The sequence below is a fragment of the Candidatus Koribacter versatilis Ellin345 genome (genome assembly GCF_000014005.1).
Lineage (GTDB): Bacteria > Acidobacteriota > Terriglobia > Terriglobales > Acidobacteriaceae > Korobacter > Korobacter versatilis_A.
This window is the reverse complement of sequence record NC_008009.1, coordinates 1,757,309-1,780,322: the sequence shown is the minus strand read 5'-3', so window position 1 is coordinate 1,780,322 and position 23,014 is coordinate 1,757,309. Positions and strand designations below refer to the sequence as shown.

Here is a 23,014-nt window from a genome sequence, read left to right as displayed (position 1 = left end):
TAGTTGCAAAATGATGTTCTATTTTGCCCGCGCACTGCGCGACGCCACCGCTTAAACCACGGGGGCGGAAACTTTCTTGACAACCTCGCGTGTGTATTTCTTGCCGAGTTTGTCGGTGACTTGCTCCCGGAAAACGACGCTATCCGGAGTGATGCGCATCACGAAACCGTTGTACACGGGATCGTTCTCGCGCAGGAAATATGCTTTGTTCGCGGGGTTTGAAACCACCGCGATCATGCCGTTCGGCGCCTTGACGATGCCCTGAAGGTTGGTTTGATCAACTACCAGGCAGCGCTTTCCGGTACCGCAGTTGATCGGCTCGTTTGCATTCGCACGGATCGGGCTAACGAATGGATCCCGTTTGCCCGGACCGGCTGCACGCTTCGGCTTCGCCGCGACATTCGTCGCCACGGCACCGCCTGAGTTAGAGGCAGCCGCGGATTTCTTTGAAGAAGACTTCTTTTTGGTTGCGGGCTTAGCCGAGGCTTCCGCTTTCGGTTTCTCCGCAGGAGCAGCTTGCGTCTGCGCAGGTGCCGGAGCAGGCGCGGGCTGCTGCGCCCAAAGGCTGCCCGTCGCTACCACCAGCATCAAGATTCCGGTTCGAACCTTCATAATCTTCGCCTCTTACTTTGCCGCCGGCTTCGCAGCAGGGGCGGGAGTTGGAGCAACGTCGCGGCTATAGAAAGTGCTTGCGGTGGCGACTGCAACCACGCTCTCGTTGGGAGCGTATTCATACTTGCCTGCAGCTGCGCCCTTGCCTCTAATCGCACCCATCGTCAAGCCGGTCATATTCACAATCCGTTCCAGCTTTCCGGTGCGCTCAAAGAAGTTCAGCATCGAGTAGTACGGTCCATCCACTTCCATCTGGAAGGGGACTTCGGTGTAGAACTCTTTCTGCTGTGCTGCCTGAGAGGTATAGCGGCGGACTTCAACGCCAGACTGTGCAGCGGTGTCCTGCATCAGGTGGATGAACTTGTCCGCTTCCTTCTCGTCCGGCACGATCTTCTTCTGAATCTCCATCTGCTGTTTCAGAGATTCGATCTGCGCGAGCAACTCCGGCAACTTCGCTTCGTAAGGACGGAGTTGGTCGATTTCTGCCTGCTTGTCTTTCAACACCTGCAAGTTCGCCTGGTTGGCTTCCGCCATGCCCTTATAGACGAACATGTACATACCAGCGGTGACCACGACGGCGAGGCCGATGATGATCGTCCACTGTGCAATTGGCTTCATATCGCTAAAGCTTGCCATATCTGTGCCCCGACTTAGGATTTGCCCTTCTCACACGTCAGTGTGAAGTTAAACGCCTGATAGTCCTTCACTCCGGCGTCTTGCACCGTTTCCTTGAGCTCAACGTTCTTGAACAAGCCCGTTTTCTTGAGGTTCGCCATCAGGTTCGCAACGGCGTTGTTGCTCAGGGCAGTACCGGTAAGGTCGATCGCGGCACCACTGTCGGTCATCTTCGACAACCAGACCGCTTCCGTACCGTTGACCGTGTCGCCAAGGCTTGCCAGCAGGTTCGCCGGGCCAGCCTGGTTCGCGCGTAACTGGTCGATCACGTCAACGCGGCGCTTGTAAAGGTCGGCTTGACGCTGCTTCTCGAGATAGGCAGCTTTAACTTGCGCCAAACGCTTTTGCTCTGCGTCCGCCTGCGCGATCTGCTGCTGAATCTCTTTGCCCTGCTTGTCGATTACGTAGTACACGATACCGTTGCCCAGTCCAAAGATCACCAGCACGATCAGAACTGCGAACAACGGACTCGTTCCGTCGGAAGGCATGACCGGCATGGTCGCGCCCTTACCGTGCTTTTGAGCTGGAGAGCCAAGTAAATTGATCTTGATCATAATTCGTCAAAACTCCTAAGGGCGAGTCCCACGGCAACTGCCATCTGGCCGGCGTTCTTGTCGGCGAGATCCGCGCCCGTGCCAAGAGGCGGTTCAATGCGCTGGAATGGATTGAGGATCTCGACTGGGAGCGAGAACTCCTGGCGCAGGCCTTCAATCAGGCCCGGCACCTGCGACGAACCGCCCGCGAGGTAAATGCGCTCAATGTGCTCTCCCGTCGCGGTAGCGCGGAAGAAGTCGAAAGTCTTCTGAATTTCCAGCACGATGATTTCGGTCACTTGCTGGAGGATCGGCATCTTCGCGTCTTCGCTGACTGTGCCCACTTTCTTACCGAGCTTCAGCGCTTCCGCGTCTTCAAAGCTGAGATCCAGTTCCTTCTGCAACGAATCGGTGTATTGGTGGCCGCCGACGCTCACATCGCGCGTGAACAGGGGTGTGGTGCCCTTCACGATGTTGATGTTCATTACGCTGGCGCCGAGATTCAACAACGCAACTGTCGCGCCCGGACCGGGTTGATAGTTGTATTCGTAGCAGTTCTGGAGGGCGAACGCGTCGATGTCCACCACCGCCGGAGACTTGCCGGCGAGCGACAGAACGTTCGTGTAGTTAAGAATTTTGTCTTTCTTCACCGCGACCAGCAGGACGTCCATCGTCGAGCCACCGGTGTCGGAAAGGATCTGGTAGTCAATGCTGACGTCCGAGATATCGAACGGGATGTGTTGCGCGGCTTCGGTCTGGATGATGCCGGAAAGTTCAGAGTCGCTCATCGTCGACATCGGGATGCGCTTCACGATCACGGAGTGTCCGCTGACCGAGGTCGCTACCGCACGAGTCTTGATGCCCGACTCCGTAAAGATCTTGGTAATTGCGCTGGCGACGCTGCCGCTGTCCACAATCATCGAGTCCACGACGATGTCAGACGACAGGGGCTCCATGGCCATGTGCGCCACTTCTACGCCATTGCGCGACTTCTTTAACTCCACGGCCTTGATGCTGCTGGATCCGATATCCAGGCCAACTATGCTCTTTGCTGTTCCCAGTCCAAACATGCGCCCCGCCTCTAGTGTCCGCTTGCTACTGCCCGCGCGGACTTCGGTTTCTTCTTCTCGCGTCCTTCACCCACACTGCTCTTGCGTTCCATCCACGAGTCCAGAATCGTCTTCTTGAATTTCCAGCGATTGCCAAGTTTGAACGCCGGGATACGCTCTTCCGAAACGTACTTGTAGAGCGTGTCCGGGCTCACGCCCAGATACTCCGACGCTTGGCGAATGTTCATTACTTCTGGAGATTCGGCCATCGAGCTTTGCCCCTTGGCGCAGAGACCGCACACAAACACGCTCACACGTGTTCATTTTGGTCTTCTGAACAAATCGACTTCTCTGAATCTCGGGGGGACTTTCAGTGCTGCTGTTTATATCAGGGTTACGAGGGAGGGTGTCAAGATAAACTTCTGCATCCACACCACTTTCTGCCAATAACTCCTAAAGTACAACGACGGCAAAAGAAACAAGATGCTGCGCCACATCTGCATGGACACTACTAGCTGTTGGGGTAGTAGCGACTTCGGTGCGGAAAATGCACCGAAGAACCCCTAAGGTCGAGGATTCCCATAAGGGACGTTACGGAGGTAGTAGACCCGGTCTGGACTGATTTTTGAGGTTTCTTGCAGGTTACTCCGGCAAATCCCGGGTTTTGTGCCGAAATCTTCAGGCTTTGCGGGGACCTTATAAACATCGAGAGACGATATTTTCAGCCAATTTTCAGTTGAATTGCTGAGGGTTAAGGTACAGGTTCGCGCCGCGAAATTTCATTTTGGTTCATGCAATCCTGAACACAGATCTGATTGCTCCGCACCAATCGGTACAGTCAGAAAAACAAAAAAAGCCGGGCTTGCGGCCCGGCGTTCAGTTAAACAGTTCCGAAACTTAGTGAATGTCGAAGTGTTCCTGGTGCATCGCGGGATCGCTCTTCACGATCACGGTTTTGCCCGTGAGTTCTTCGAATTCCTGGACCAGCTTTCCGTTATTTTCCTTGATCGCTTTCGCGACTTCCGGGTTCACGCGGATCGTCACGTCCTTACCATCGAGATGCTTAGCGAGCTTCCGAACTTCGGTATAGATCTCGCTGCACATAGTCGGCACGGACTTCACGAAGCCAGTCGCTTCGCAGTACGAACACGGCGTGCCCAGCGTGCGTTCCAGCGATTGCTTGACGCGTTTACGGGTGATTGCCACTAGTCCGAAGTCGTTAAACTGGAGCACCTTTGAAGGCGCGCGATCGGACTTCAGAGCTTCTTCGAGCGCAGCCATGACCTTCTGGCGGTTCTTGCGCTCATCCATGTCGATGAAGTCGATCACAATGATTCCGCCAAGATCGCGCAAGCGGATTTGGCGCACGATCTCTTTGATCGCGTCCACGTTCGTCTTCACGATGGTGTCTTCGAGGCGTGTCGTCTTGCCGACGTATTTGCCGGTGTTGATATCAATCGCGACGAGGGCTTCCGTCTGGTTGATCACGATGTAGCCACCGCTCTTCAACCACACCTTCGCCTTCAACGCCTTGTTGATCTCTTCCTGGATTCCGAACTCCTCGAAGAGCGGCGTGTTCTTGGTGTAGAGCTTGATCCTCCGCACCAGGGACGGCTGGAAGCGACTGGCGAAGCGCAGTACGCGTTCGTATTCGGATTCGTTATCGACCCAGATGGTGGTGAAGTCGCTGGTCACCTGGTCGCGCAGCACGCGCTCCACGAGGTTGAGATCGTGGTAGATGAGCGCCGGCGACTTGCTCTTGTCGGAGCGGCCTTTGATTTCGCTCCACAGGTGCTTAAGGAAGCGGATGTCAGCGCGGAGCTCGTCTTCCTTCACATTCGCTGCTGCAGTGCGCACGATGAAGCCGCCATGGCCGTTCTCGCGCTCGCTACTCACGATGCGCTTCAGGCGCTGACGCTCTTCGTCGGACGCGATCTTGCGCGACACGCCGACGTGGTTGACGGTCGGCATGTACACGAGGAAACGTCCCGGCAGGGCAATGTGGCTCGTGATGCGCGCGCCCTTCTTACCGATCGGTTCCTTCGCGATCTGGACCAGAATTTCCTGACCTTCTTTTAGGAGGTCGGAGATCAGCGGAGTGTTCCGCGACTGCATGTTCTTCATCGGCGGTCCACCGCGGCGTCCACGACGCCCGCGACGTCCACGATCAAACTGGCGTCGAGGCTTGCTGCCAGTTTCTCCGGCGACAGCCTCTTCTTCTTCGCCATCGCCTTCTTCTTCGCCTTCCTCTTCGAACTCGCCTTCAGCGGCTTCTACGGCTTCGCCGTTGCCGTTCGAGTACTCAAAGTCTTCCGCCTGATGCTCGTGAAAGTCCTCTTCGATATCGGCGACCTGAGGAATCCATCGACCCGAGTTTTCGCCACCGGCCTCGAGAGTTTCTTCTTCGAGTTCCATGTCGGCTTCGGCGGCGTCGTCTTCGGCCAGTTGCACGGATTCTCCGGACTCTTCGCCATCGAAGGTTTCGTGCTCGAGGGTCTTACCCACAGGTGCGGTTTCGGGAAGGATGCGGGGCGGCGCTTCGTATTCGGTGACGCGATGGTAAGTGACGTCGTCGTCTTCAGCCACGGGCTGGGCTTCGAGTTCGGAGCTGAGTGCCTCTTCGTCTTGCGCGACTTCTGCCGCAGGGGCACTCAGAGCTTCTGCCGCGCTTTCCTGCTCGGCACGTTCGGCTTCTTCGACCTGTTCTTCTTCCTCGAATTCGTCTTCGACGTCTTTCCGATAGGCTTCCGCTTCCGGATCCACACGCATTTCCGCGACTTGCCGCGGGGCGCGCAATTCGGCAAAGCCTTCAGTGGGCTCTTCGTCGTGCTGTTGTGCCGCTTCGGAGACTTCTTCCGTGTGCGGCTCAGAGACGGCCTCTTCGTGCGTTACCGCGGGTACTGCGTGCTCTTCAAAGGCGGCGGCCACGATGCTCGCAGCTTCTTCCTGTGTGTTCGACTCGTGCTCTTCATGCTGAACAGGTTCGTGCGTCTCAAGCGTTTGCTCGTGCGCCGGGTGCTCAACATGAGTTTCGGCTGCCGCAGGACGGTTGCGATACTTCGAAAGCGATTCGCCTGGCATGACGATCGGCTGATATCCGGGAGGCGGTCCAAAATCACCACCACCACTCTCACGATCACCGCGGTCGCGGTCACGACCGCCACGGTCGCGTCCTCGGCGAGTGCCGCGCTCGGCGCGGTCACGACGACCCTGATCTTCTCGCTCGCGACGGGGCTGCTCTTCAACTTCTGCTTCCGGGACCGGTGCAGCTTCTTCGTGCACCTCAGGCTGTTCTTCCTCTTCGACCTCGGACTCTGCCGCGGAGGCTGACGCAGCCTGCTGCTGAGTTTCCGTGCGTTCAAAACGTTCACCATTGCGTCCGCGGCGTCCACCACGGCGGCGGCGGCGTCCACGCCAGCGGCTCGTGCCCTCTCCATCGCCGTTCTCTTCCGCAGTGGAGTTCCCTTCCTCAGTTCCCGCGGTTTCGACAGAGGCTTCCTCAGTTTCTTCTTCAGCTTCGCTGTAGCCACCCTCGAAAATTGCGGTCGGCTGCTGCGGCTCACCAGGCGGTTGGCGCTCCTCACGATTGCGCCGCGGCTCGCGGCGATTTTCCCGGCTTGGGCGATCTTCACGAGCTTGGCGTTCCTCGCGGCCGTGACGCTCTTCACGACGATTGTCGCGGCGCGCCGGTCGCTCCTCGCGCGTGTTGTCGGCAGTGCCGTTGGTTTTGACGGCTACTTCAAAATCCTCGTCTTCTTCGTCCTGAAGGTCGAGAAAATCCGAGACATACAGAAATGCATCGCGCTCAAGCCCGACGTCCACGAATGCCGATTGCATTCCGGGTAGAACTCGCGTGACGCGCCCTTTGTAAATGGATCCCGCTAAGGTGTATTCGTTCTCGCGTTCGTAGAAAATCTCCGCGAGCTGATCATCTTCCACGAGCGCCACACGGGTTTCGTGTGGATTGGAAGAGACGTACAGTTCCTTGTTCATTGACTTCTCCGCGACCGGTCTTCCGTGAGGAAGCCAGTCTTACCGGAGAGGCGAAGTGAGGCCGTGCAGGAATGCAGGTGACAAGTCCGGCGGACGAAGCTGCGCGAGTTCCGCGCGATCCGGCGGGCTTAATGGATTCTCTAGCAACTGTGGAATCTTGATCACCAAACGTCTGGCGCTGTGATTGGGTTTGTGACCGCTCTCTCCGTCCTCAACTTCTGGAAGGGGCCGTTACCCGCCAAACCACTGCGCTTGCTCAATCCTGTCCGGCGACTCTCGTCGCTCCGGTTTCGCCCTTGTTATCGTCAGGGCTACGTATCTTGTTCCGCCTTTTCCAGCGCCTCGACCCAGTTTGGGGAAGCAAACTGCCGGGAGCGGCCCGGTCCTGCTCTTCTGTATCCACCGCGGCCTATCTGCCAGCGGCTTCTTTACCACCTTCGCCCCAATTCGTCTGCCGGAGCGATCTGTCTTAGTTCACAAATCGACGCATTCGTACGTTCATCACGATGCCTAATGCGAGGAACATGAACAATACGGAAGACCCGCCGTAACTCATTAATGGCAAAGGAATTCCGGTTACAGGCATGAATCCGACCACCATGCCCACGTTCACCAGGATGTGGAAGGCCAACACGGCCACTACCCCCATCACGATGAACGTTCCCGCCCTATCGGGCGCCGTCTGAGCGTCGTGAATCAGACGCATCAGCACAACGAAGTATAGCAGCAACAGGAAGATAGCGCCTACAAATCCATGCTCTTCACTGAACGCTGCAAAAATGAAGTCGGTCTGCGGGATGGGAAGGAAAGACCCCTGTGTTTGCGAGCCTTTGCGGATTCCTTTGCCAGTTAAACCACCCGAACCGACGGCGACGAGGGATTGCAACACTTGATACCCCGCCTTCTGGGGATCAGCCTCGGGATCGACGAAGCTGGTCAGACGGTCCTTCTGGTAGGGCTTGAGAACCTTCATCCAGGCAATCGGGATCACCAACGCAACCAGAAGCAGAATGACGACCGCATGCTTCGCTTTCATGCCGCCGAGAAAGAAGCCCATGATGGCGACGGGAAGATACGTAAGCGCGGTGCCTAGATCGGGCTGGGCAAGCACCATGAGGAACGGCACGCCGACAAGAAGTCCGACCTTCACGATGTCCGATCCGGACGCCTCGCTCGACTTCTCTTCGGCGAAATACTTCGCCACCGCCAATATCAAGATGAGCTTGACCCACTCCGAAGGCTGGAAGTGATTGCCGCCAATCTGGATCCAGCGCCGTGCGCCGAGATACTTCTTGCCGAAGACTCGCACTGCAATCAGCGCGACGATCGCCACGAGGTACATCCAATGGGCATTGCCAAGCAGCAAGTGGTAATTCACCAGGCTCAGCAGAAACATCACGATTACGCCGCCGATGACCCAGTAAATCTGCTTCACATGGGCGCCGGCGAATTTCGTGCCGAAGGTCGCGCTGTAAATTTCGATAACGCCGAGAGTGCAAATGATCAGCACAAACAGGAGCAGGAACCAGTCAAAATCCCGGAAGGAAACGTAGCGACTCAATGCTTCCCTCCTACTGCTTCACTTTTCAGCTCCGCGATTCTTTTTGGCTCTGTCATGGTGAGCGGAGCGCGCTTGTCGCGCGGAGTAGAGCCACCCTTGTCCTCTAAGTCGCTCTCCATCCCCGGCGCAGCCTTCGCGGCAATTCTCGACCTAGCCACCGGCACTCGGAACCTCGCACCCTGCAACTGATCGCTGCCATCGCCGTCGTGCCACAGCGCGCTCATCTCCACGCTGCCAGCCTTTCCCGGTGCGTCTGCGTACAGCGTTGGATTCTTCTGTACCTTGCGCTGCTTTTCGACGTAGGCCTTGATCACCTGCGCAGCCAGAAGCCCGGAGTGCCAGCCCCAGCCGCCGCCCTGGTAGAGCACTGCGACAACAATCTGCGGATCGCGCCGCGGCGCCATGCCGACAAACCATGCGTTGTCGCTGAACTTCTTTTTGCCTTCCGCGCCAAGTTTGCTGCGGGCTTCCATCGAGATCGTCTGCGCGGTGCCGGTCTTCCCAGCGAAATCAATGCCGTTCAAGTGGGCCGCGGACGCCGTGCCGATCTTGGTGACATCGGCCATGGCGTCGGTAATGACCTGCCAGTTCTCGGGATCGATGCGGATGTGCTCCACTTCGCCAGACTTCTCAGCGACCGGCTGGTACTGCTGCGGCAGGTCGTTCGGGAACGCGACGTGCGGCGTGTGGAGCTCTCCGCCCATCGCAATACCACCGAGTGCGCGGGCAAGCTGGATTGGAGTTGCCGCGACCGCTCCTTGCCCGATGCTGACCGAGATAGTTTCACCGGCGAACCACTTCTGCTTGTAGTTCTTCGCCTTCCACTCTTCCGACGGCATAATGCCGCTGACTTCCTGTGGAAGGTCTACGCCCGTCTTTTTGCCGAGCCCGAACTCCGAGGCATAAAACGCGATCTTCCCAATCCCCAGCTTTTCGCCAAGCGTGTAGTAGTAGGTATCGCAGGAGTCGTAGATGGCCTTCGAGATGTTCACCGAGCCATGGTGCTGATCGCACTTGAAAAAGCGTCCGTAGAAGTCGCCGCCACCCGCACAGTTCACCACCAGGTTCTGCGCAATGCCCTCCTGCAAGCCCGCCACCGACATGATGACCTTGAACGTCGACCCCGGCGCTAACTGCGCCTGGATGGCCTTATTCAGTAGCGGCTTCGATTCGTCCGAAAGCAGGCGGTTCCACTCCTGCCGGCTAACGCGGACAGAGAATGCGTTCGGATCGAAGACCGGACGGCTCACCATTGCGAGAATTTCGCCCGTGTGCGGATCGAGTGCGATGATCGCACCCGGGCTGTCGCCAAGCGCCTGCTCTGCGGCGATCTGTACATCAAGGTCGATGGTTAGCTTGAGTTGTTTGCCCGGTTCCGCAGCCACGTCACTCAGTGTCCCGACTTCCTTCCCTTTGCTGTTGACGAGCACCTGCCGTGAGCCGTTCTTGCCCATCAGGATGTCGTTGTATTGAAGTTCGACGCCGCTCTTGCCCACGATATCGCCGGGGTTATAGAGCTCCCATTTTGGGGAATTCAGCATGTCTTCGCTGACTTCGCCAACGTAGCCGATGAGGTGGGCCATAAAGCCGTCTTTCGGATACAAGCGCCGGTGGACCGTGATCGTGTCCAGTTCGGGCAGCTCGGCCTTATGGGCTTCCACCCAAGCGAGCTCATCCGGCGTGATGTCGTCTTTGACGAAGAGCGGTTGATAACCGGGCGAAGCAGCGATGCGCTTGATGCGGGCACCCAGTTCCTCGGGATCGAGATGCAGGCCGTCGGCGATCATCGGCACGTCGGCAAAGAGATCGCGGCGCTGATCGCGCAGCATCAGGACTGAAAAGGACGGATAGTTGTCAACGATGATCCGACCTTCGCGGTCGAGGATTTTGCCGCGCGGCGCGAGGATCGGCACCTGTTTGATGCGGTTCTGTTCAGCGAGTGAGGAGTAGTAGTCGTTACGCGCGACCTGCAGCCGCCACAGCCCGAAGGCAAGGATCAGAAAAATCGCGAGGATGACGTATTGAACAATCGTCAGCCGGAACGCGGGGACTTTTTCTTCGCGGCCAAACATGGGCTACTGCTGTGACTCACATTTCCATGCCACCTGTCCGACGAGGGGTCGGCGAATCCGGAGGCAACTTGGGATCGGTATTCCGATTTTAGTCTAATGCGCGAGTCTGTGCTGCCGCAGAAGTCCCATCACCGTGGGACTCGTGTTAGTCCTTGGGCGGCGCCTCGGGGAAGGCAGCACCATCTGCCCGCGGATCGGACGCGCCGTAATGCACTTTCGCCGCCGCGTCGTCGAGAACGGCCTGACCGCGCCCCATGCGCGTCGAGTATTTGTTGCGAACATCCAGCACGTGGCCCATCCCGGTGAGTTCGTCGCGCGTCTTCTCGGGCACTCGCGACTCGATCACGATGTTGCAGCCGAGCTTTGAGCTAACGGTGAATCGCGCTTCTTCGAGCGCTGCCTGGATATTCATGTGGTAATCAACGACGTTAGAAACGAATTGCGCGTGCGCCAGCGGCTGGTTCATGCCGCCCATGATCCCAAAGCCAATATGCTGATCGCCGTGCTCCATGAACCCCGGAATAATGGTGTGAAACGGGCGCTTGCGCGAGGCGATCGCATTTGGCGACTTCGGATCAAGATTAAACAGAGCACCGCGATCGTGAAGCACGAAGCCCATCCCCTTGACCGTAATACCGGAACCGAATGACTCGTAGTTGCTCTGGATGAGCGAAAGAATATTTCCCTCACGATCGATGACAGTGAGATAGGTTGTATCGCTTCCCTTCAGGGCGCCAGGAGCGACGGTGCAGTTGGCATGCGCAGGATCGATCTTTTTGGCACGGGCCGCCGCAAATTCCTTCGACAGAAGTTCGGCAACGGGTATTTTCCCAAATCGCGGATCGCCGTCGTACGCGAGGACATCAGCGTAGGCGAGCTTCATCGCTTCGATGCGAGTGTGCAGTTCAGCAGCGCTCTCGGGACCGCCGGTCGCGGCCGGGGACTGCTCCATGATGTTAAGCATTTCGAGCGCGGCCATTCCGTCGCCATTGGGCGGCAGTTCGTAGACCTTCCAGTCCCGATACGTGGTTGAGAGTGGCTCGACCCATTCGGCAGAGTACTCGCGCAAGTCCTCGGTCGTCATCGTTCCGCCGAACGAGGAAGAGGTCTTCACGATCGCCTGGCCGATTGGTCCTTTGTAGTACGCATCGCGCCCACCGTTCGCGATGAGCGTCAGCGTTTGCGCCAACTCGGGATTGAGGAATATCTGTCCGATCGCGGGAATTTTGCCGTCGGGCATGTAGAGACGCTGGCTCTCCGGATCGGTCTTTAGCGCATCCTCAGCGCCCGCCCAATATCCGTGGATCACCTCGGCTACCGGATTGCCGTTCTTCGCGAGAGAAATTGCAGGCTTGAAAATATCCGCCCAGACCAATTTGCCGAAGCGCCCATGCAGCTTCGCCCAGCCATCCACGGCACCGGGCACGGTGACGGCCTCGATTCCATAGGTCGGTACCTCGGTCAATCCCTTGGCCCGGAGACGCTCGAGCGATTGCCCCTTCGGCGCCCAACCACTTGCATTGATGCCGTAAAGCTTCCCGGTCTTCTTCTCCCAATAAATCGCAAAGAGGTCGCCACCAATACCGTTCGTCATCGGTTCGACAACGCCAAGCGCGGCATTTGCCGCAATGCCGGCGTCAACCGCCGAACCTCCCTGCTCAAGAATCCGCGCACCCGCCTGCGATGCCTGAACGTAGCTGGTGGCAACAATGCCGTACTGGGTGACGACCATGGATCGGCCGTAGGCACGCTCCTGCGCGAAAGCGCCAATGGTCGAAAGAAGGAGAGCAGCAACCGTTAGGGAGAGAGTTCTGAGAGCCGATGATTTCACGCTCGCATAATACGCCAGCGCAGTCTCTTACGCTCTCTGGCGGAACCTGTCCATTACCGCAAACAGGAAGACTGCCAGCAACGCATTGGCGACGGCACCGAGCATCTCATGCGCCCAGTGCCACTCGATCGGCTGACGCACCATGCCTCGTGCAATGAGGAAATACACCGATTGGTGCCCGATATAAAACCCGAGGGTAAGGAGGAACCGGGAACTCGGATTGTCGCTGTCGATCTTGGCGCCTAACTGCGAGGCTGCGAATCCTACCAGCGTCTTCGCGATCCCGTACATGCCGATCATGTCGCGGGTCAGGCTGTCTTGCACCAGACCGATAATGCTTCCCTGCAATAGCCCCGTAATCGGATTCCGCCGCGACATTGCGAAGTAAATCGTCACCAGCAGCGGGAGATCGAAGACATCGAAGAAGTGGATCTTGATGGGAATGAAAGCCTGGAGAAAAATTGCGAGCAGCGGCGCCACGATCGCAACCGGCCAACTGAAGCTATAGACCTCGACCTGCTCACGCGATCTGGGATGAGGTGCCACGAGTTCGCTCACTGTTGCGGAGCCTCGCCGGAGGTCTTGGGCTTCGGTTGAGATGCTTTCGGAGCTGCCGGGTTCGCCGGCATCGTCTTTGGCGCATCGCCATTCGGCGTTACAGGGCTCGCAACTTTCACCGCGTTGGGATCGTCGGGGATTGGCTTTCCATTCGGATCGAGCTTCTGCGCCTGCTTCGGAACCGTTGGCAATCTCTGGGCGAGAATGTCGGCGGCCTTCACCGGTCCGTTGGTTTCGTCTTCGGTGCGCTGACGCTCGACAACCTTCGTCACCACCAGGACCTCTTCAATCTTGCTGAGGTTAGCGGCGGGCTCCACGCGAATGTTGAGGAACATGTCCTTACCACCGCTCGACTCCACAACTTTGCCGATCGGCAGGCCCTTGGGGAAGACGCGGTCGCCGCCACTGGTTACGACGCTCTCCCCGGCTTCCACCTTCTCGTCCTTCATGATGTACTTGATGATTAGCGTGCCGTTGGGCTGACCTGCGAGAATGCCTTGCAGGCGCGTTTTCTCCAGCGTCGCACCAACGCCGCTGAGCTGATCGTTGATCATCAGGATCTGCGAAGTCGTCGGCAAAACCCGCAGCACTTTGCCGACGATGCCGTCCGGCGATATCACTGCCAAGTCGGCTCTCAGTCCGTCGTTTGACCCCTTATCAATGTAGAGAATTCGTGATTGGTCGGTGCCGCTCGACCCTATTACCTGCGCCGGCATCGTTTCCGAGATGAACTGCTCTTTGAAGTCGAAGAGCGCTTGCAGTCGGCGGGCTTGCAGTGCGTCCTGCTGAAGTCGTACCTGGTCGAGACGCATCTTCTCGATCTGATCGCGCAGTTGTTCGTTGTCTTTGCGCACTCCGCGCAGCCAGAAGTAGTTCGACCAACCGTTGAAGACACCGCGCTGACCATGAACGAGTAATTTTTCAATCGGAGTAATTGCAGAGATGGACCAGAGGCGCATCAGGCTCATGCCGCCCTGTGAATTGATCTTCACCTGCATCGCCAATCCCATGATCTGCCCCACCAGCACAATCGCAAGGGCGATCAGGTTCTTGTGGCGACTCAGGAAGCTTTCCATCTCTTAACTCAGTACTCGCGGAAAACGATTTGGGCGCGGATGGCTCCGCGCCCCAGTATCTACTCAATCGAGATCTTGCGCAGCAGTTTGAAATCGCTGAGCATCTTGCCGGTACCCAGCACCACGCTGCACAGCGGGTCGTCCGCGATGGAAACCGGCAGCCCGGTTTCTTCGCGAATGCGCTTGTCGAGGTTCTTCAGCATTGCGCCACCGCCGGTAAGAACGATGCCGCGGTCGCTGATGTCAGCCGACAACTCCGGAGGCGTACGCTCGAGGGCCACGCGAATGGCATTCATGATCGTTGCCACGCACTCACCGAGCGACTCGCGAATCTCGCTGTCGTCAATAGTGATGGTCTTGGGCACGCCTTCAATCAGGTTGCGGCCTTTGATTTCCATCGTGATCGGCTTGTCGAGCGGATAAGCCGAGCCCAATTCGATCTTGATCTGCTCGGCCGTGCGTTCGCCGATCAGCAGGTTGTATTTGCGTTTCAGGAAATTCATGATGGCTTCATCCATCTGGTTTCCTGCCATGCGCACCGAACGCGAATACACAATGCCGCTCAGAGAAATTACCGCGATGTCTGTGGTGCCGCCGCCGATGTCCACAACCATGTTGCCGCTCGGTTCGGTGATCGGCAGGCCTGCGCCGATCGCGGCCACCATCGCCTGCTCCACCAGGTGCACTTCACTCGCCTTCGCGCGATACGCACTGTCCATGACGGCGCGCTTTTCCACCTGCGTAATCTCCGAAGGAACCCCGATCACGATGCGCGGATGCACCAGCATCTTGCGGTTGTGCGCCTTCTGAATGAAGTAGTTCAACATCTTCTCGGTGACCTTGAAGTCGGCGATCACGCCGTCCTTCATCGGCTTAATGGCTACGATGTTGCCGGGGGTGCGGCCAAGCATCTCCTTGGCCTCTTTGCCTACGGCCTCTACTTCACCGGTGTTCTTGTTGATCGCAACAATCGAGGGCTCGTTGACGACGATGCCCTTGCTCTTGGCATATACGAGGGTGTTCGCTGTCCCCAGGTCAATCGCCAGGTCGCTGGAGAACATGCTGAAGAGCGAGCGCAGGTTGGCGAAGCGGGACGCGTTAGAGTGGAAGCCGTTGGATGACATTTCGAAAGACTTATCTTTCCTGACCGCAGATGAAGTTATGAAATCGTACTACCCGCGGGGAGTAAGTTCTATCCCCGCAACAAGCTAGGCCTGCGAACGATTGCTTGCGAGCTTCCCTTCCGGAGCAAGGTTGGTCTTGTGAGGCCGACGCGTGCAGAGGAGGAACAACAGACGATCCGGGCGCGGATGTGTCTTTGAGCTACTCTATTTTACTGGATAATGACCGTGTGCTGCTTGGTGTTTACCCCACCCTTTGAGTCCTGGGCCGTGACCGTGATCACGTTCTCGCCCGCGGGGAGTGCAGGGGTGTAATAGTTGAACGATCCGTCTGGCCGCACCACCGGCACTTCCTGACCGTTCACCATAACTCGGGCGCCGGCTTCCGTCTTGCCCACGACTTCAACCATCTTCCCGTGTTGCACGAAGTCAGTCAGCGCGAGCGCGAGCGTCGTCTTCGAGGCCGTCTTCGGCACAATGGTGAAGCGGTTCTTCTCGCTTTCCGCCGACTCCTTGCCGTTCTCATCAACCGCTTGTACTTCCCAGTAGTAGGCGCCCGGGGCCAGTCCGGTCACCGCCAGGTTGGTGTTCTCCAATTTCTGATCGAGCAGCAACTGGGTGAAATACGGGCTCTTCGAGAGCCGGAGATGGTACTGACGTCCGCGCTGTACCGCCGTCCACGAGAACTGCACGCTCCCGGTGTTGCCGCCCATAAAGATCGGCGACATATTCGACGGAGACACCAGCACTGGCGGCAGAATCGCCTTGGCTCGCTCCATCTTCTTGGCGGGATCCGCGGTTTTAAACGCGACCTTCTCGAAGTCCGCGAGTTTTACAATTTCGCCGCCGCGCACAACGTCCGCCGAACCTTTCTTCAACAAGATTTCGTGCTGGTCTTTTGCAGGATCGCTCTTGACCGAAGCAGACGATTCCGGCGCCAGGCGCGCGGATGCGCCCGCCACGCGCACTTCCGATCTCGATCCCTCGGTGAACGTCGCGGTGGTCAGATCCACCGTTCCGGTCGATACCTGCACCGCAACGTTGGTCTGCTGCTCCTTGTTCGTGGAGTTCTCTTCCACCACGATCAGCGAGTCCTGCTTCACCGTGTAATTCGTGCCGTCAGTGAAAACGATCTTCGCCATGCCTTCGGTGGTGGTCTGGACCACGTCGCCTTTTTCCAGAGCGGTGTCGTAGTTGGCGGTGATCCAATTGTTGCTGTTGCTCTTCCGAACTTTTACCGTACCGTCGAGATAAACGAAATGCGCCTGCGAGAGCGTGCTGGTCCCGATCTTCGATGCGCGCGTCGCAATGCGGCTCGTGATCGCGTTCCAGGCTGCCTTCGCTTTGTCCGGGAATACGAGGGAAGCCACGAACGTGGCAAGGATCACGATCCCAATAATGATGAGCGCAATCGTCCTGTACCGGACGGTCGTCCAGGAAATCATATCCAGTCCGCCCGCCTTCTTGCGGCGATTGGACTGCGATGTGGTAAGGGTCTGCATCGCGCGTCAGTGTGAGCGAGAGTATCACATTCATTTTCATACAAGAACTAGGGAAAAGACACTGCATTCCCGTATTTCGTCCTTAGTTCTCAGTACTTTCGATATGTCCCTTCGGTACTCACCCATTGTCCGAATGGCCGATTCGCCGGTCTTGCCGCCGAATCCTCCAGGCATTGGGGGCCATCAAAAGACAGCACCCTTGCTCCCCTCTTCCTGTAACGATACGATTAAGAGTTTGCACTTATTTCCCCGTGGCAATCGATGGCTGCACGGGCCAGCCGGAGGCAATCAAAGATGGCGACCACTACCGCGGAAACCGCGAAGGCGACCGTTTACAAGAACCTTATTGATGGCGAATGGGTCGAGTCGAAGTCCGGCCAGACCTTCGAGAACCTCAACCCAGCCGATACCCGCGAAGTGGTTGGCATCTTCCAACGCAGCGGCAAAGAAGACGTTGAACACGCCATTGACGCCGCCAGCGAAGCCTATAAGAAGTGGCGTCTCGTGCCGGCACCACGACGTGCCGAGCTCCTCTTCAAGGCTGCCGCTATCCTCGAGCAGCGTAAGGAAAAGTACAGCCAGGAAATGACCCGCGAGATGGGCAAGGTCATTAAAGAGACCCGCGGCGACGTCCAGGAAGCCATCGACGCTGGTTACTACAACGCCGGCGAAGGTCGCCGCATGTTCGGACCGACCACGCCGTCGGAGCTGCCGAACAAGTTCGCCATGGCCGTCCGCCAGCCACTGGGCGTCTGCGCCATGATCACCCCGTGGAATTTCCCGATGGCGATCCCGTCATGGAAGCTCTTCCCCGCGCTCGTCTGCGGCAACACCGCCGTGATCAAGCCAGCCCAGGACACGCCGCTTTCGACTTTCAACTTCGTCCAGGCGCTTAACGATGCCGGCGTCCCCAAGGGGGTAATCAACATAGTTACCGGCTACGGTGGCGAAGTCGGCACCCCGATGACCGAGCACCCCGAAGTGAAGGCCGTATCGCTAACCGGTTCCACAGCGGTCGGTCGGATCGTTGGCCAAGCCGCAGCGAAGAGCTTCAAGCACTGCTCGCTCGAACTCGGCGGCAAGAACCCCATGATCGTCCTCGACGACGCCAACCTCGATCTGGCTCTCGAAGGCGCTCTCTGGGGATCGTTTGGCACCACCGGACAGCGCTGCACCGCGACCAGCCGCATCATTCTTCAGAAGGGCATTTACAAGAAATTCGCCGACGAACTCGTCGCCCGTGCCAGGAAATTGAAAGTTGGCAATGGTCTCGATGAGACCGTTGACATGGGACCCGCAGTGAACGAGAACCAGATGAACACCGACCTCAAATACATCGAGATCGGCAAGGGTGAAGGCGCCAAGCTCGCGCACGGCGGCCACCGCCTCGACAAGGGCGATTACGCCCACGGCTGGTTCCTGGAGCCGACGATCTTTACCGACGTCAACCACAAGATGCGGATTGCGCAGGAAGAGATCTTTGGGCCTGTCGTTGCGCTGATCCCGTGCGACGACCTCGATGAAGCCATCGAGATCGCCAACGGCATCGAGTACGGCCTCTCGTCCGCGATCTACACACGCGACGTCAACAAGTCGTTCCGCGCCATGCGCGATCTCCATGCCGGCATCACCTACGTCAATGCACCGACGATCGGCGCGGAAGTTCACATGCCCTTCGGCGGTGTAAAGGCTACAGGAAATGGCCATCGCGAAGGCGGCATCGGCGCCCTCGACTTTTACACCGAGTGGAAGGCGATCTACGTGGATTACAGCGACACGCTCCAGCGTGCACAGATCGACAACCGGGAGTAGTTGCCCGATGAATATCATGCGGTCGGCTCACAAAGCTGGCCGCATTTTCTTTGCTCGCTTCGTCACATCCCGGGCCACGCAACAGGGCTACAATATTTGAGAACGCCCTTATAAGGACTCGTCCATGTCCACGTTGACCAAAGCCACGCCCATTCAAGCCGCAGACCGCATGGTGAATGTTCGCTATGCGATTCGCGATCTTGCCGTTCTTGCCGACCAGGTTGCCTCGCAGGGAAACAAGATCCTCTACTGCAACATCGGCGACCCCTGCAAGTACGACTTCCCTGTCCCCGTGCACATCATGGAAGCCGCCATCAAAGCGATGCGCGACGGCTACAACGGATACGGCGAGTCGCTCGGCATCAAACCGGCGGTCGAAGCGATCCGAAATGAAGCTGAACGCGATGGTTTCAAGAACATCCAAGGTGTGTTCGTTGGCCTCGGCAGCGGTGAAGCCATCGACTCCTGCCTGACGGCGTTGCTCAATCCCGGCGAGAATTTTCTCGCGCCCAGCCCCGAATATCCGCTCTACGGCGCCATCACCGCCAAGCTTGGTGCTGAACCCAACGCCTATTTCCTCGATGAATCGAACGACTGGCAGCCCGACGTGGAAGACCTCGAGCGCCGCATCAACGCCAAGACGCGCGCACTGCTGATCATTAATCCCAACAACCCGACCGGCGCCGTGTACTCGCGCGAAACGTTGGAGAAAATTGCCGACGTGGCGCGCCGCCACAATTTGCTTCTGATCTCCGACGAGATCTATAACAAGCTCGTCTTCGACCCCAGCGCGAAACACATCTCCATCGCTACGCTCGCGCCGGATGTTCCGTGTATTACCTTCAACGGCTTGTCGAAGGCATATCTCGTGCCCGGATGGCGTATCGGGTGGGGCGTCGGCACCGGACCGGCGGAACTGATCAAGCCCTTCCTCGAGAACATCTACAAGTTGCTTCGTGCGCGTCTCTCCGCGCCGCATCCGTACCAGTACGCCGTGAAGGCTGCGCTCGAAGGCCCGCAGGACCATCTCAAGTGGGTGAATGAAAAACTCGCAGCGCGCGCCAAGGTCACAAAAGACTGGGCCGCCAGCGAACCGCGCGTCAACCTGGTCGCGCCGAAGGGCGCGTTCTACGCCTTCCCGTCGCTCGACATCCCGGAAGATGACCTAACCTTTGTCAGCGAACTCCTGATACAAAAACACGTCCTGCTCGTTCACGGCAGCGGCTTCGGCCAGAAACCCGGCACACACCACTGCCGTATTGTCACGCTGCCGCAGGAAGCAGTGCTGACCAACGCCTACGCGAAGGTCAGCGAGTTCTTGAAAGAGCGATACCAGTAGGCGCATCCATCCCGGAAATACAAAAGCCCGCTGCGTGCGGGCTTTTCTTACTCTACCAAAACGTTCTTATCCAAATTCCGGACGCGCCGGATGGTCCACAATAATCGCTTTCCCATCCGTGAGCGCTTTTATCGAATGTCGCGCGTTCGCCGTAACAATTGCCACAACGCCCGGCCGCGCCACGTGGACGACGCCATCAATCGTGATCTCCAACTCGCCTTCGATCACTTCGTACACCTCTTCTTCCGGATGCCAATGCTCATGAATCGTAGCGCCCTTGACGAACTCATAATGCGCAAACGTCATGTTCGCCGTGTGGAAGTATTGCCCCTTCCATTCCGGCAGTCGTTCCTTCACCGGCAGAATGTTGGTCTCAATGATTGCCATTGCGAATCCTGTCTCACGCCTTCCATTGAAAACAAATTCCAAATCCATCCGGATCTTTCAAATACAACTGCTTCATTCCGTACCACGCGACCTTCGGCGGATCCACCTTCACGCCCTTCGACTGCAAATACTCGTACGCCGCATCCACATCCGGACAGCCAATGAACAGTCCCGTATCCAGGTGCCCTAGCGTGCGCTCGCGATCGGGTTGTGCGGGACGTTCGCCATCGTCGTAAGCCGTATTCAGCATCAACTCCGCGCCGCCGCTGCGCAGCCAGCACCAGCCACAGTCGTCTGAGTCCTGCGATCGTTGCACAACTTCGAAACCCAGAAGATCTCGATAAAAGCGCAACGAGGTCGGCATATCGAACACCTGGACCAATGGACAGAGACCCTTCATTTCGATGCCCATGGTTCCTCCTCAGTCGGGCAGGTTGAGACGTTTCATGATGGCTTTGAAACGCGGATCGGTGCGCAACGGGTCGAATACGGGGAGACGGATGATCCAGGTAATGTCAGGATCACGCTCGGTCGTCGCCTGGTCCAACATTGCGAGCGTCTTCTCGCGATTGCCCGCGATCATATAGACCGCAGCGCCATCAGCAATGCTGTCGAATCCCGGCGGATACGTTCCTGCATTGTTCATCGCCAGATACCCTTTGGCATCCGTACTGAAATGTTTCGCGTAGTTCTGAAAAAGTTCCGCATCCTCTTTCGGCATGTCATTTGGACGCCCCACGAACGCAAAGGCCAAGAGCCGGAAACGCGCCATTTCCTGATTCGCGAGATCGAAGTGTCCCGTCATTGCATGCATCAGGGAAGAGTAATAAAGAGGCGGGACCCATTTCGGATCCCGATCAATGGTCTTTTTGAACTCCACCGACGTTTCGTCGTAGCGGCGCGCAACTGCCAACGTGATCGCATAATTCATATTCATCACGGTCGAGAGCGGATCGAGCGATAGAGCGGTGCGAAATTCAGCGAGAGCTTCATCTATTTTGCCGATCGGAAGCAGCACATTGAACGCAAAGAAATAGTGGGCATTCGCATTGCCCGGGCTTCGTTGCAGAGTCTTGCGGAAGAGCTGTTCCGCTTCCGTGAATTTCCACTGGTTTGCCAGCGCCATGGCCCGGGTTGCTTCGGCTTCCGGCAGCGTTGGATCCAGTTCCAACGCCTTCTTCGACGCGTCATCCACGACCGACAATGCCTGCTGCTGTGTGATGCCAACTCCATAGCTCGTCGCTACCAGGTAGGTGTCTGCCAAGCCGGTATAAGCCAAAGCGTAGTTGGGGTCTGCCGCAATCGCGCGCCGATACAGATCGATGCTCTTCTTCAGACCCTCAGGAGTGCGCCCATTCCATTCTTGCCGCCCCTCGAGATACAGGCGGTATGCCTCAGGATTCGAAGTGCCTGCACTGCCAAACTTTTGCTGGTCCGCGCCGCCGACCTGGATCTTCAACTTGTTCGAGAGATCGCGACTGATGTCGCCCTGCACCTGGGTCAGGTCCGATGCCTTCCTGTCGTAATGTGCGCCCCAAATCTCGCTGCCGTCGCTGGCATTCACCAAGTCCGCATCGATTCCCATCGTGTCGCCGCGTTGCGTGATGCGCCCGGTAAGAACCGCCGCCACCTTCAGCGTTTGCCCAATCTGCTGCGGGTCGTCCTGTTTACCCTTGAAGCGGAACACCGTGCTCCGCGCCATCACCTTCATGTTGGGCAACTGCGAAAGTGAACTGATCAGCTCGCCTGTCAGACCGTCGCTCAGGTATTCATTCGCAGCATCGTTGGTAGCATTCACAAACGGCAGTACCGCAATCGAGGTGACCTGCTGCGTCGAAACCGCACTTCCACGGAAGAAATAAACTCCCGCTCCGGCGGCTACGACTAGGACCACAGCAAGCCCGACCAGTGCCAACCACTTCCTGTTGACGGGAGGAACTGCCGCCACTACCGATGTTGCCGAAGCCGGTTCAACTGCCGCGCTCGTCCGCCCGGAATCGAGGTCGCGCTTCAACCGCGCGAGGTCCGCTCGCATATCGTTGGCACTCTGGTAGCGAAGATTACGGTCTTTTTCGAGCGCCTTGCTGACGATCCGTTCCAGTTCCGGTGGTACATCCGGATTCATGCGCACCATCGGTGTCGGCGCGGTATCCAGGATTGCTTTGAAGACTTCGGCGGTACTTCCGCCACGAAATGGCAGCGTCCCCGTTGCCATCTCGTAAAGCACGGCGCCAAACGAGAACAAGTCGGTCCGGGCGTCGAGGTCTTTGGCACGCGCCTGTTCCGGCGACATGTACGCAATTGTGCCCAGGGTCGAGCCGGGACTTGTAAGGTGCTGCTCCTGCACACCCGCCGCGGTCATGGTGTTCGCGGACGCAATCGCAGTCTGCGACCCCGCAACGTTCTCCACCTTCGCCAACCCGAAGTCGAGGACCTTTGCGTGCCCGCGCTTGGTGACGAAGATGTTGGCGGGCTTGATGTCGCGGTGGACGATGCCCGCGGCATGGGCTGCATCGAGTGCATCCGCAATCTCGATTGCGAGCGCAAGGATGCGATCCATCTCCATTGAACGCTCTTCGATGGTGTGCTTCAGCGTGAGACCGTCGAGGAACTCCATGGCGATAAAGGCGCGCCCATTTTCCTCGCCGATATCATGGATAGTGCAAATGTTCGGATGGTTCAGGGCTGAGGCAGCTTGCGCCTCGCGTTGGAAGCGCGACAGGGCCTGGGAGTCACGCGCCAATTCGTCCGGAAGAAATTTCAAAGCCACGAAGCGGTGGAGGCGCGTGTCTTCCGCCTTGTACACCACTCCCATGCCGCCGCCGCCCAATCGCTCAACAATGCGGTAGTGGGAAACTGTCGTTCCGATCAAGCGGGCCGCCCCCAAGAGAAT

Annotated in this window: 18 protein-coding genes; 2 read left to right on the top strand and 16 right to left on the bottom strand. The window is 57.8% G+C overall.

The annotated features are described in order from the left end of the window. Window positions 1-51 precede the first annotated feature (51 nt). The 13 genes from ACID345_RS07580 to ACID345_RS07520 all read right to left on the bottom strand — a co-directional run bounded on the left by ACID345_RS07580 (window position 52) and on the right by ACID345_RS07520 (window position 16,583). Complete coding sequence (locus ACID345_RS07580) at window positions 52-612, bottom strand: hypothetical protein (RefSeq protein ID WP_011522276.1); 561 nt, start codon at window positions 610-612, stop codon at window positions 52-54. A gap of 12 nt (window positions 613-624) precedes the next feature. Beyond that, window positions 625-1,230 (bottom strand): type 4a pilus biogenesis protein PilO, encoded by a 606-nt coding sequence (locus ACID345_RS07575; RefSeq protein ID WP_187148963.1) that lies wholly within the window; start codon window positions 1,228-1,230, stop codon window positions 625-627. Between the two features lie 32 nt (window positions 1,231-1,262). After that, on the bottom strand, window positions 1,263-1,841 hold the full coding sequence (locus ACID345_RS07570; protein WP_011522274.1) for a PilN domain-containing protein: 579 nt from the start codon (window positions 1,839-1,841) through the stop codon (window positions 1,263-1,265). Then, window positions 1,838-2,890, bottom strand: a complete 1,053-nt coding sequence (gene pilM / locus ACID345_RS07565) for a type IV pilus assembly protein PilM (protein WP_011522273.1) — start codon at window positions 2,888-2,890, stop codon at window positions 1,838-1,840. Before pilM ends, ACID345_RS07570 begins: the two co-directional genes overlap by 4 nt. Before the next feature lie 11 nt (window positions 2,891-2,901). Further along, complete coding sequence (locus ACID345_RS07560) at window positions 2,902-3,138, bottom strand: helix-turn-helix domain-containing protein (RefSeq protein ID WP_011522272.1); 237 nt, start codon at window positions 3,136-3,138, stop codon at window positions 2,902-2,904. A gap of 628 nt (window positions 3,139-3,766) precedes the next feature. Further along, window positions 3,767-6,862, bottom strand: a complete 3,096-nt coding sequence (locus ACID345_RS07555; RefSeq protein WP_011522271.1) for an Rne/Rng family ribonuclease — start codon at window positions 6,860-6,862, stop codon at window positions 3,767-3,769. A 469-nt stretch (window positions 6,863-7,331) separates the two neighbouring features. Beyond that, window positions 7,332-8,423 carry a rod shape-determining protein RodA gene (gene rodA, locus ACID345_RS07550; RefSeq protein WP_011522270.1) on the bottom strand — a complete coding sequence of 364 codons (1,092 nt, stop codon included), beginning with the start codon at window positions 8,421-8,423 and terminating at the stop codon, window positions 7,332-7,334. After that, complete coding sequence (gene mrdA / locus ACID345_RS07545; protein ID WP_011522269.1) at window positions 8,420-10,495, bottom strand: penicillin-binding protein 2; 2,076 nt, start codon at window positions 10,493-10,495, stop codon at window positions 8,420-8,422. Before mrdA ends, rodA begins: the two co-directional genes overlap by 4 nt. 145 nt (window positions 10,496-10,640) lie before the next feature. Next, the gene (gene ggt / locus ACID345_RS07540; protein ID WP_011522268.1) at window positions 10,641-12,326 is read right to left on the bottom strand and encodes a gamma-glutamyltransferase; all 1,686 of its coding nucleotides are present in this window, start codon (window positions 12,324-12,326) and stop codon (window positions 10,641-10,643) included. 27 nt (window positions 12,327-12,353) lie between these two features. After that, window positions 12,354-12,872 (bottom strand): rod shape-determining protein MreD, encoded by a 519-nt coding sequence (mreD, locus tag ACID345_RS07535; protein WP_187148962.1) that lies wholly within the window; start codon window positions 12,870-12,872, stop codon window positions 12,354-12,356. Between the two features lie 8 nt (window positions 12,873-12,880). After that, window positions 12,881-13,960, bottom strand: a complete 1,080-nt coding sequence (gene mreC / locus ACID345_RS07530) for a rod shape-determining protein MreC (RefSeq protein ID WP_011522266.1) — start codon at window positions 13,958-13,960, stop codon at window positions 12,881-12,883. 59 nt (window positions 13,961-14,019) lie between these two features. Continuing rightward, on the bottom strand, window positions 14,020-15,084 hold the full coding sequence (locus ACID345_RS07525; RefSeq protein ID WP_011522265.1) for a rod shape-determining protein: 1,065 nt from the start codon (window positions 15,082-15,084) through the stop codon (window positions 14,020-14,022). Between the two features lie 209 nt (window positions 15,085-15,293). Then, a complete protein-coding gene (locus ACID345_RS07520; protein WP_011522264.1) occupies window positions 15,294-16,583 on the bottom strand; it encodes a hypothetical protein in 1,290 nt (429 codons plus the stop codon). A 294-nt stretch (window positions 16,584-16,877) separates the two neighbouring features. On the opposite strand from ACID345_RS07520, the gene ACID345_RS07515 reads away from it, so the two are divergent. Together ACID345_RS07515 and ACID345_RS07510 are read left to right on the top strand one after the other, a co-directional pair. Further along, a complete protein-coding gene (locus ACID345_RS07515; RefSeq protein WP_011522263.1) occupies window positions 16,878-18,395 on the top strand; it encodes an aldehyde dehydrogenase family protein in 1,518 nt (505 codons plus the stop codon). A 124-nt stretch (window positions 18,396-18,519) separates the two neighbouring features. After that, window positions 18,520-19,734, top strand: a complete 1,215-nt coding sequence (locus tag ACID345_RS07510; RefSeq protein ID WP_011522262.1) for an aminotransferase class I/II-fold pyridoxal phosphate-dependent enzyme — start codon at window positions 18,520-18,522, stop codon at window positions 19,732-19,734. Window positions 19,735-19,800: 66 nt separating this feature from the next. Here ACID345_RS07510 and ACID345_RS07505 read toward each other — a convergent pair whose 3' ends face one another. The 3 genes from ACID345_RS07505 to ACID345_RS07495 are packed head-to-tail and all read right to left on the bottom strand — an operon-like array spanning window position 19,801 to window position 22,993. Beyond that, window positions 19,801-20,121 (bottom strand): cupin domain-containing protein, encoded by a 321-nt coding sequence (locus tag ACID345_RS07505; protein WP_011522261.1) that lies wholly within the window; start codon window positions 20,119-20,121, stop codon window positions 19,801-19,803. A gap of 13 nt (window positions 20,122-20,134) precedes the next feature. Further along, complete coding sequence (locus tag ACID345_RS07500) at window positions 20,135-20,533, bottom strand: VOC family protein (protein ID WP_011522260.1); 399 nt, start codon at window positions 20,531-20,533, stop codon at window positions 20,135-20,137. A gap of 9 nt (window positions 20,534-20,542) precedes the next feature. Next, window positions 20,543-22,993 carry a protein kinase domain-containing protein gene (locus ACID345_RS07495; protein WP_041855534.1) on the bottom strand — a complete coding sequence of 817 codons (2,451 nt, stop codon included), beginning with the start codon at window positions 22,991-22,993 and terminating at the stop codon, window positions 20,543-20,545. Between the last annotated feature and the right edge of the window lie 21 nt (window positions 22,994-23,014).

Bases quoted from the DNA above. Each gene is read 5' to 3' on its own strand.
- ACID345_RS07525 (WP_011522265.1), bottom strand. From the start codon at position 15,084: ATGTCATCCAACGGCTTCCACTCTAACGCGTCCCGCTTCGCCAACCTG.
- ACID345_RS07510 (WP_011522262.1), top strand. From the start codon at position 18,520: ATGTCCACGTTGACCAAAGCCACGCCCATTCAAGCCGCAGACCGCATG.
- mrdA (WP_011522269.1), bottom strand. From the start codon at position 10,495: ATGTTTGGCCGCGAAGAAAAAGTCCCCGCGTTCCGGCTGACGATTGTT.
- ACID345_RS07500 (WP_011522260.1), bottom strand. From the start codon at position 20,533: ATGGGCATCGAAATGAAGGGTCTCTGTCCATTGGTCCAGGTGTTCGAT.
- pilM (WP_011522273.1), bottom strand. From the start codon at position 2,890: ATGTTTGGACTGGGAACAGCAAAGAGCATAGTTGGCCTGGATATCGGA.
- ACID345_RS07555 (WP_011522271.1), bottom strand. From the start codon at position 6,862: ATGAACAAGGAACTGTACGTCTCTTCCAATCCACACGAAACCCGTGTG.
- ACID345_RS07570 (WP_011522274.1), bottom strand. From the start codon at position 1,841: ATGATCAAGATCAATTTACTTGGCTCTCCAGCTCAAAAGCACGGTAAG.
- ACID345_RS07580 (WP_011522276.1), bottom strand. From the start codon at position 612: ATGAAGGTTCGAACCGGAATCTTGATGCTGGTGGTAGCGACGGGCAGC.
- ACID345_RS07560 (WP_011522272.1), bottom strand. From the start codon at position 3,138: ATGGCCGAATCTCCAGAAGTAATGAACATTCGCCAAGCGTCGGAGTAT.
- ACID345_RS07520 (WP_011522264.1), bottom strand. From the start codon at position 16,583: ATGCAGACCCTTACCACATCGCAGTCCAATCGCCGCAAGAAGGCGGGC.
- ACID345_RS07505 (WP_011522261.1), bottom strand. From the start codon at position 20,121: ATGGCAATCATTGAGACCAACATTCTGCCGGTGAAGGAACGACTGCCG.
- mreC (WP_011522266.1), bottom strand. From the start codon at position 13,960: ATGGAAAGCTTCCTGAGTCGCCACAAGAACCTGATCGCCCTTGCGATT.
- ACID345_RS07515 (WP_011522263.1), top strand. From the start codon at position 16,878: ATGGCGACCACTACCGCGGAAACCGCGAAGGCGACCGTTTACAAGAAC.
- ACID345_RS07575 (WP_187148963.1), bottom strand. From the start codon at position 1,230: ATGAAGCCAATTGCACAGTGGACGATCATCATCGGCCTCGCCGTCGTG.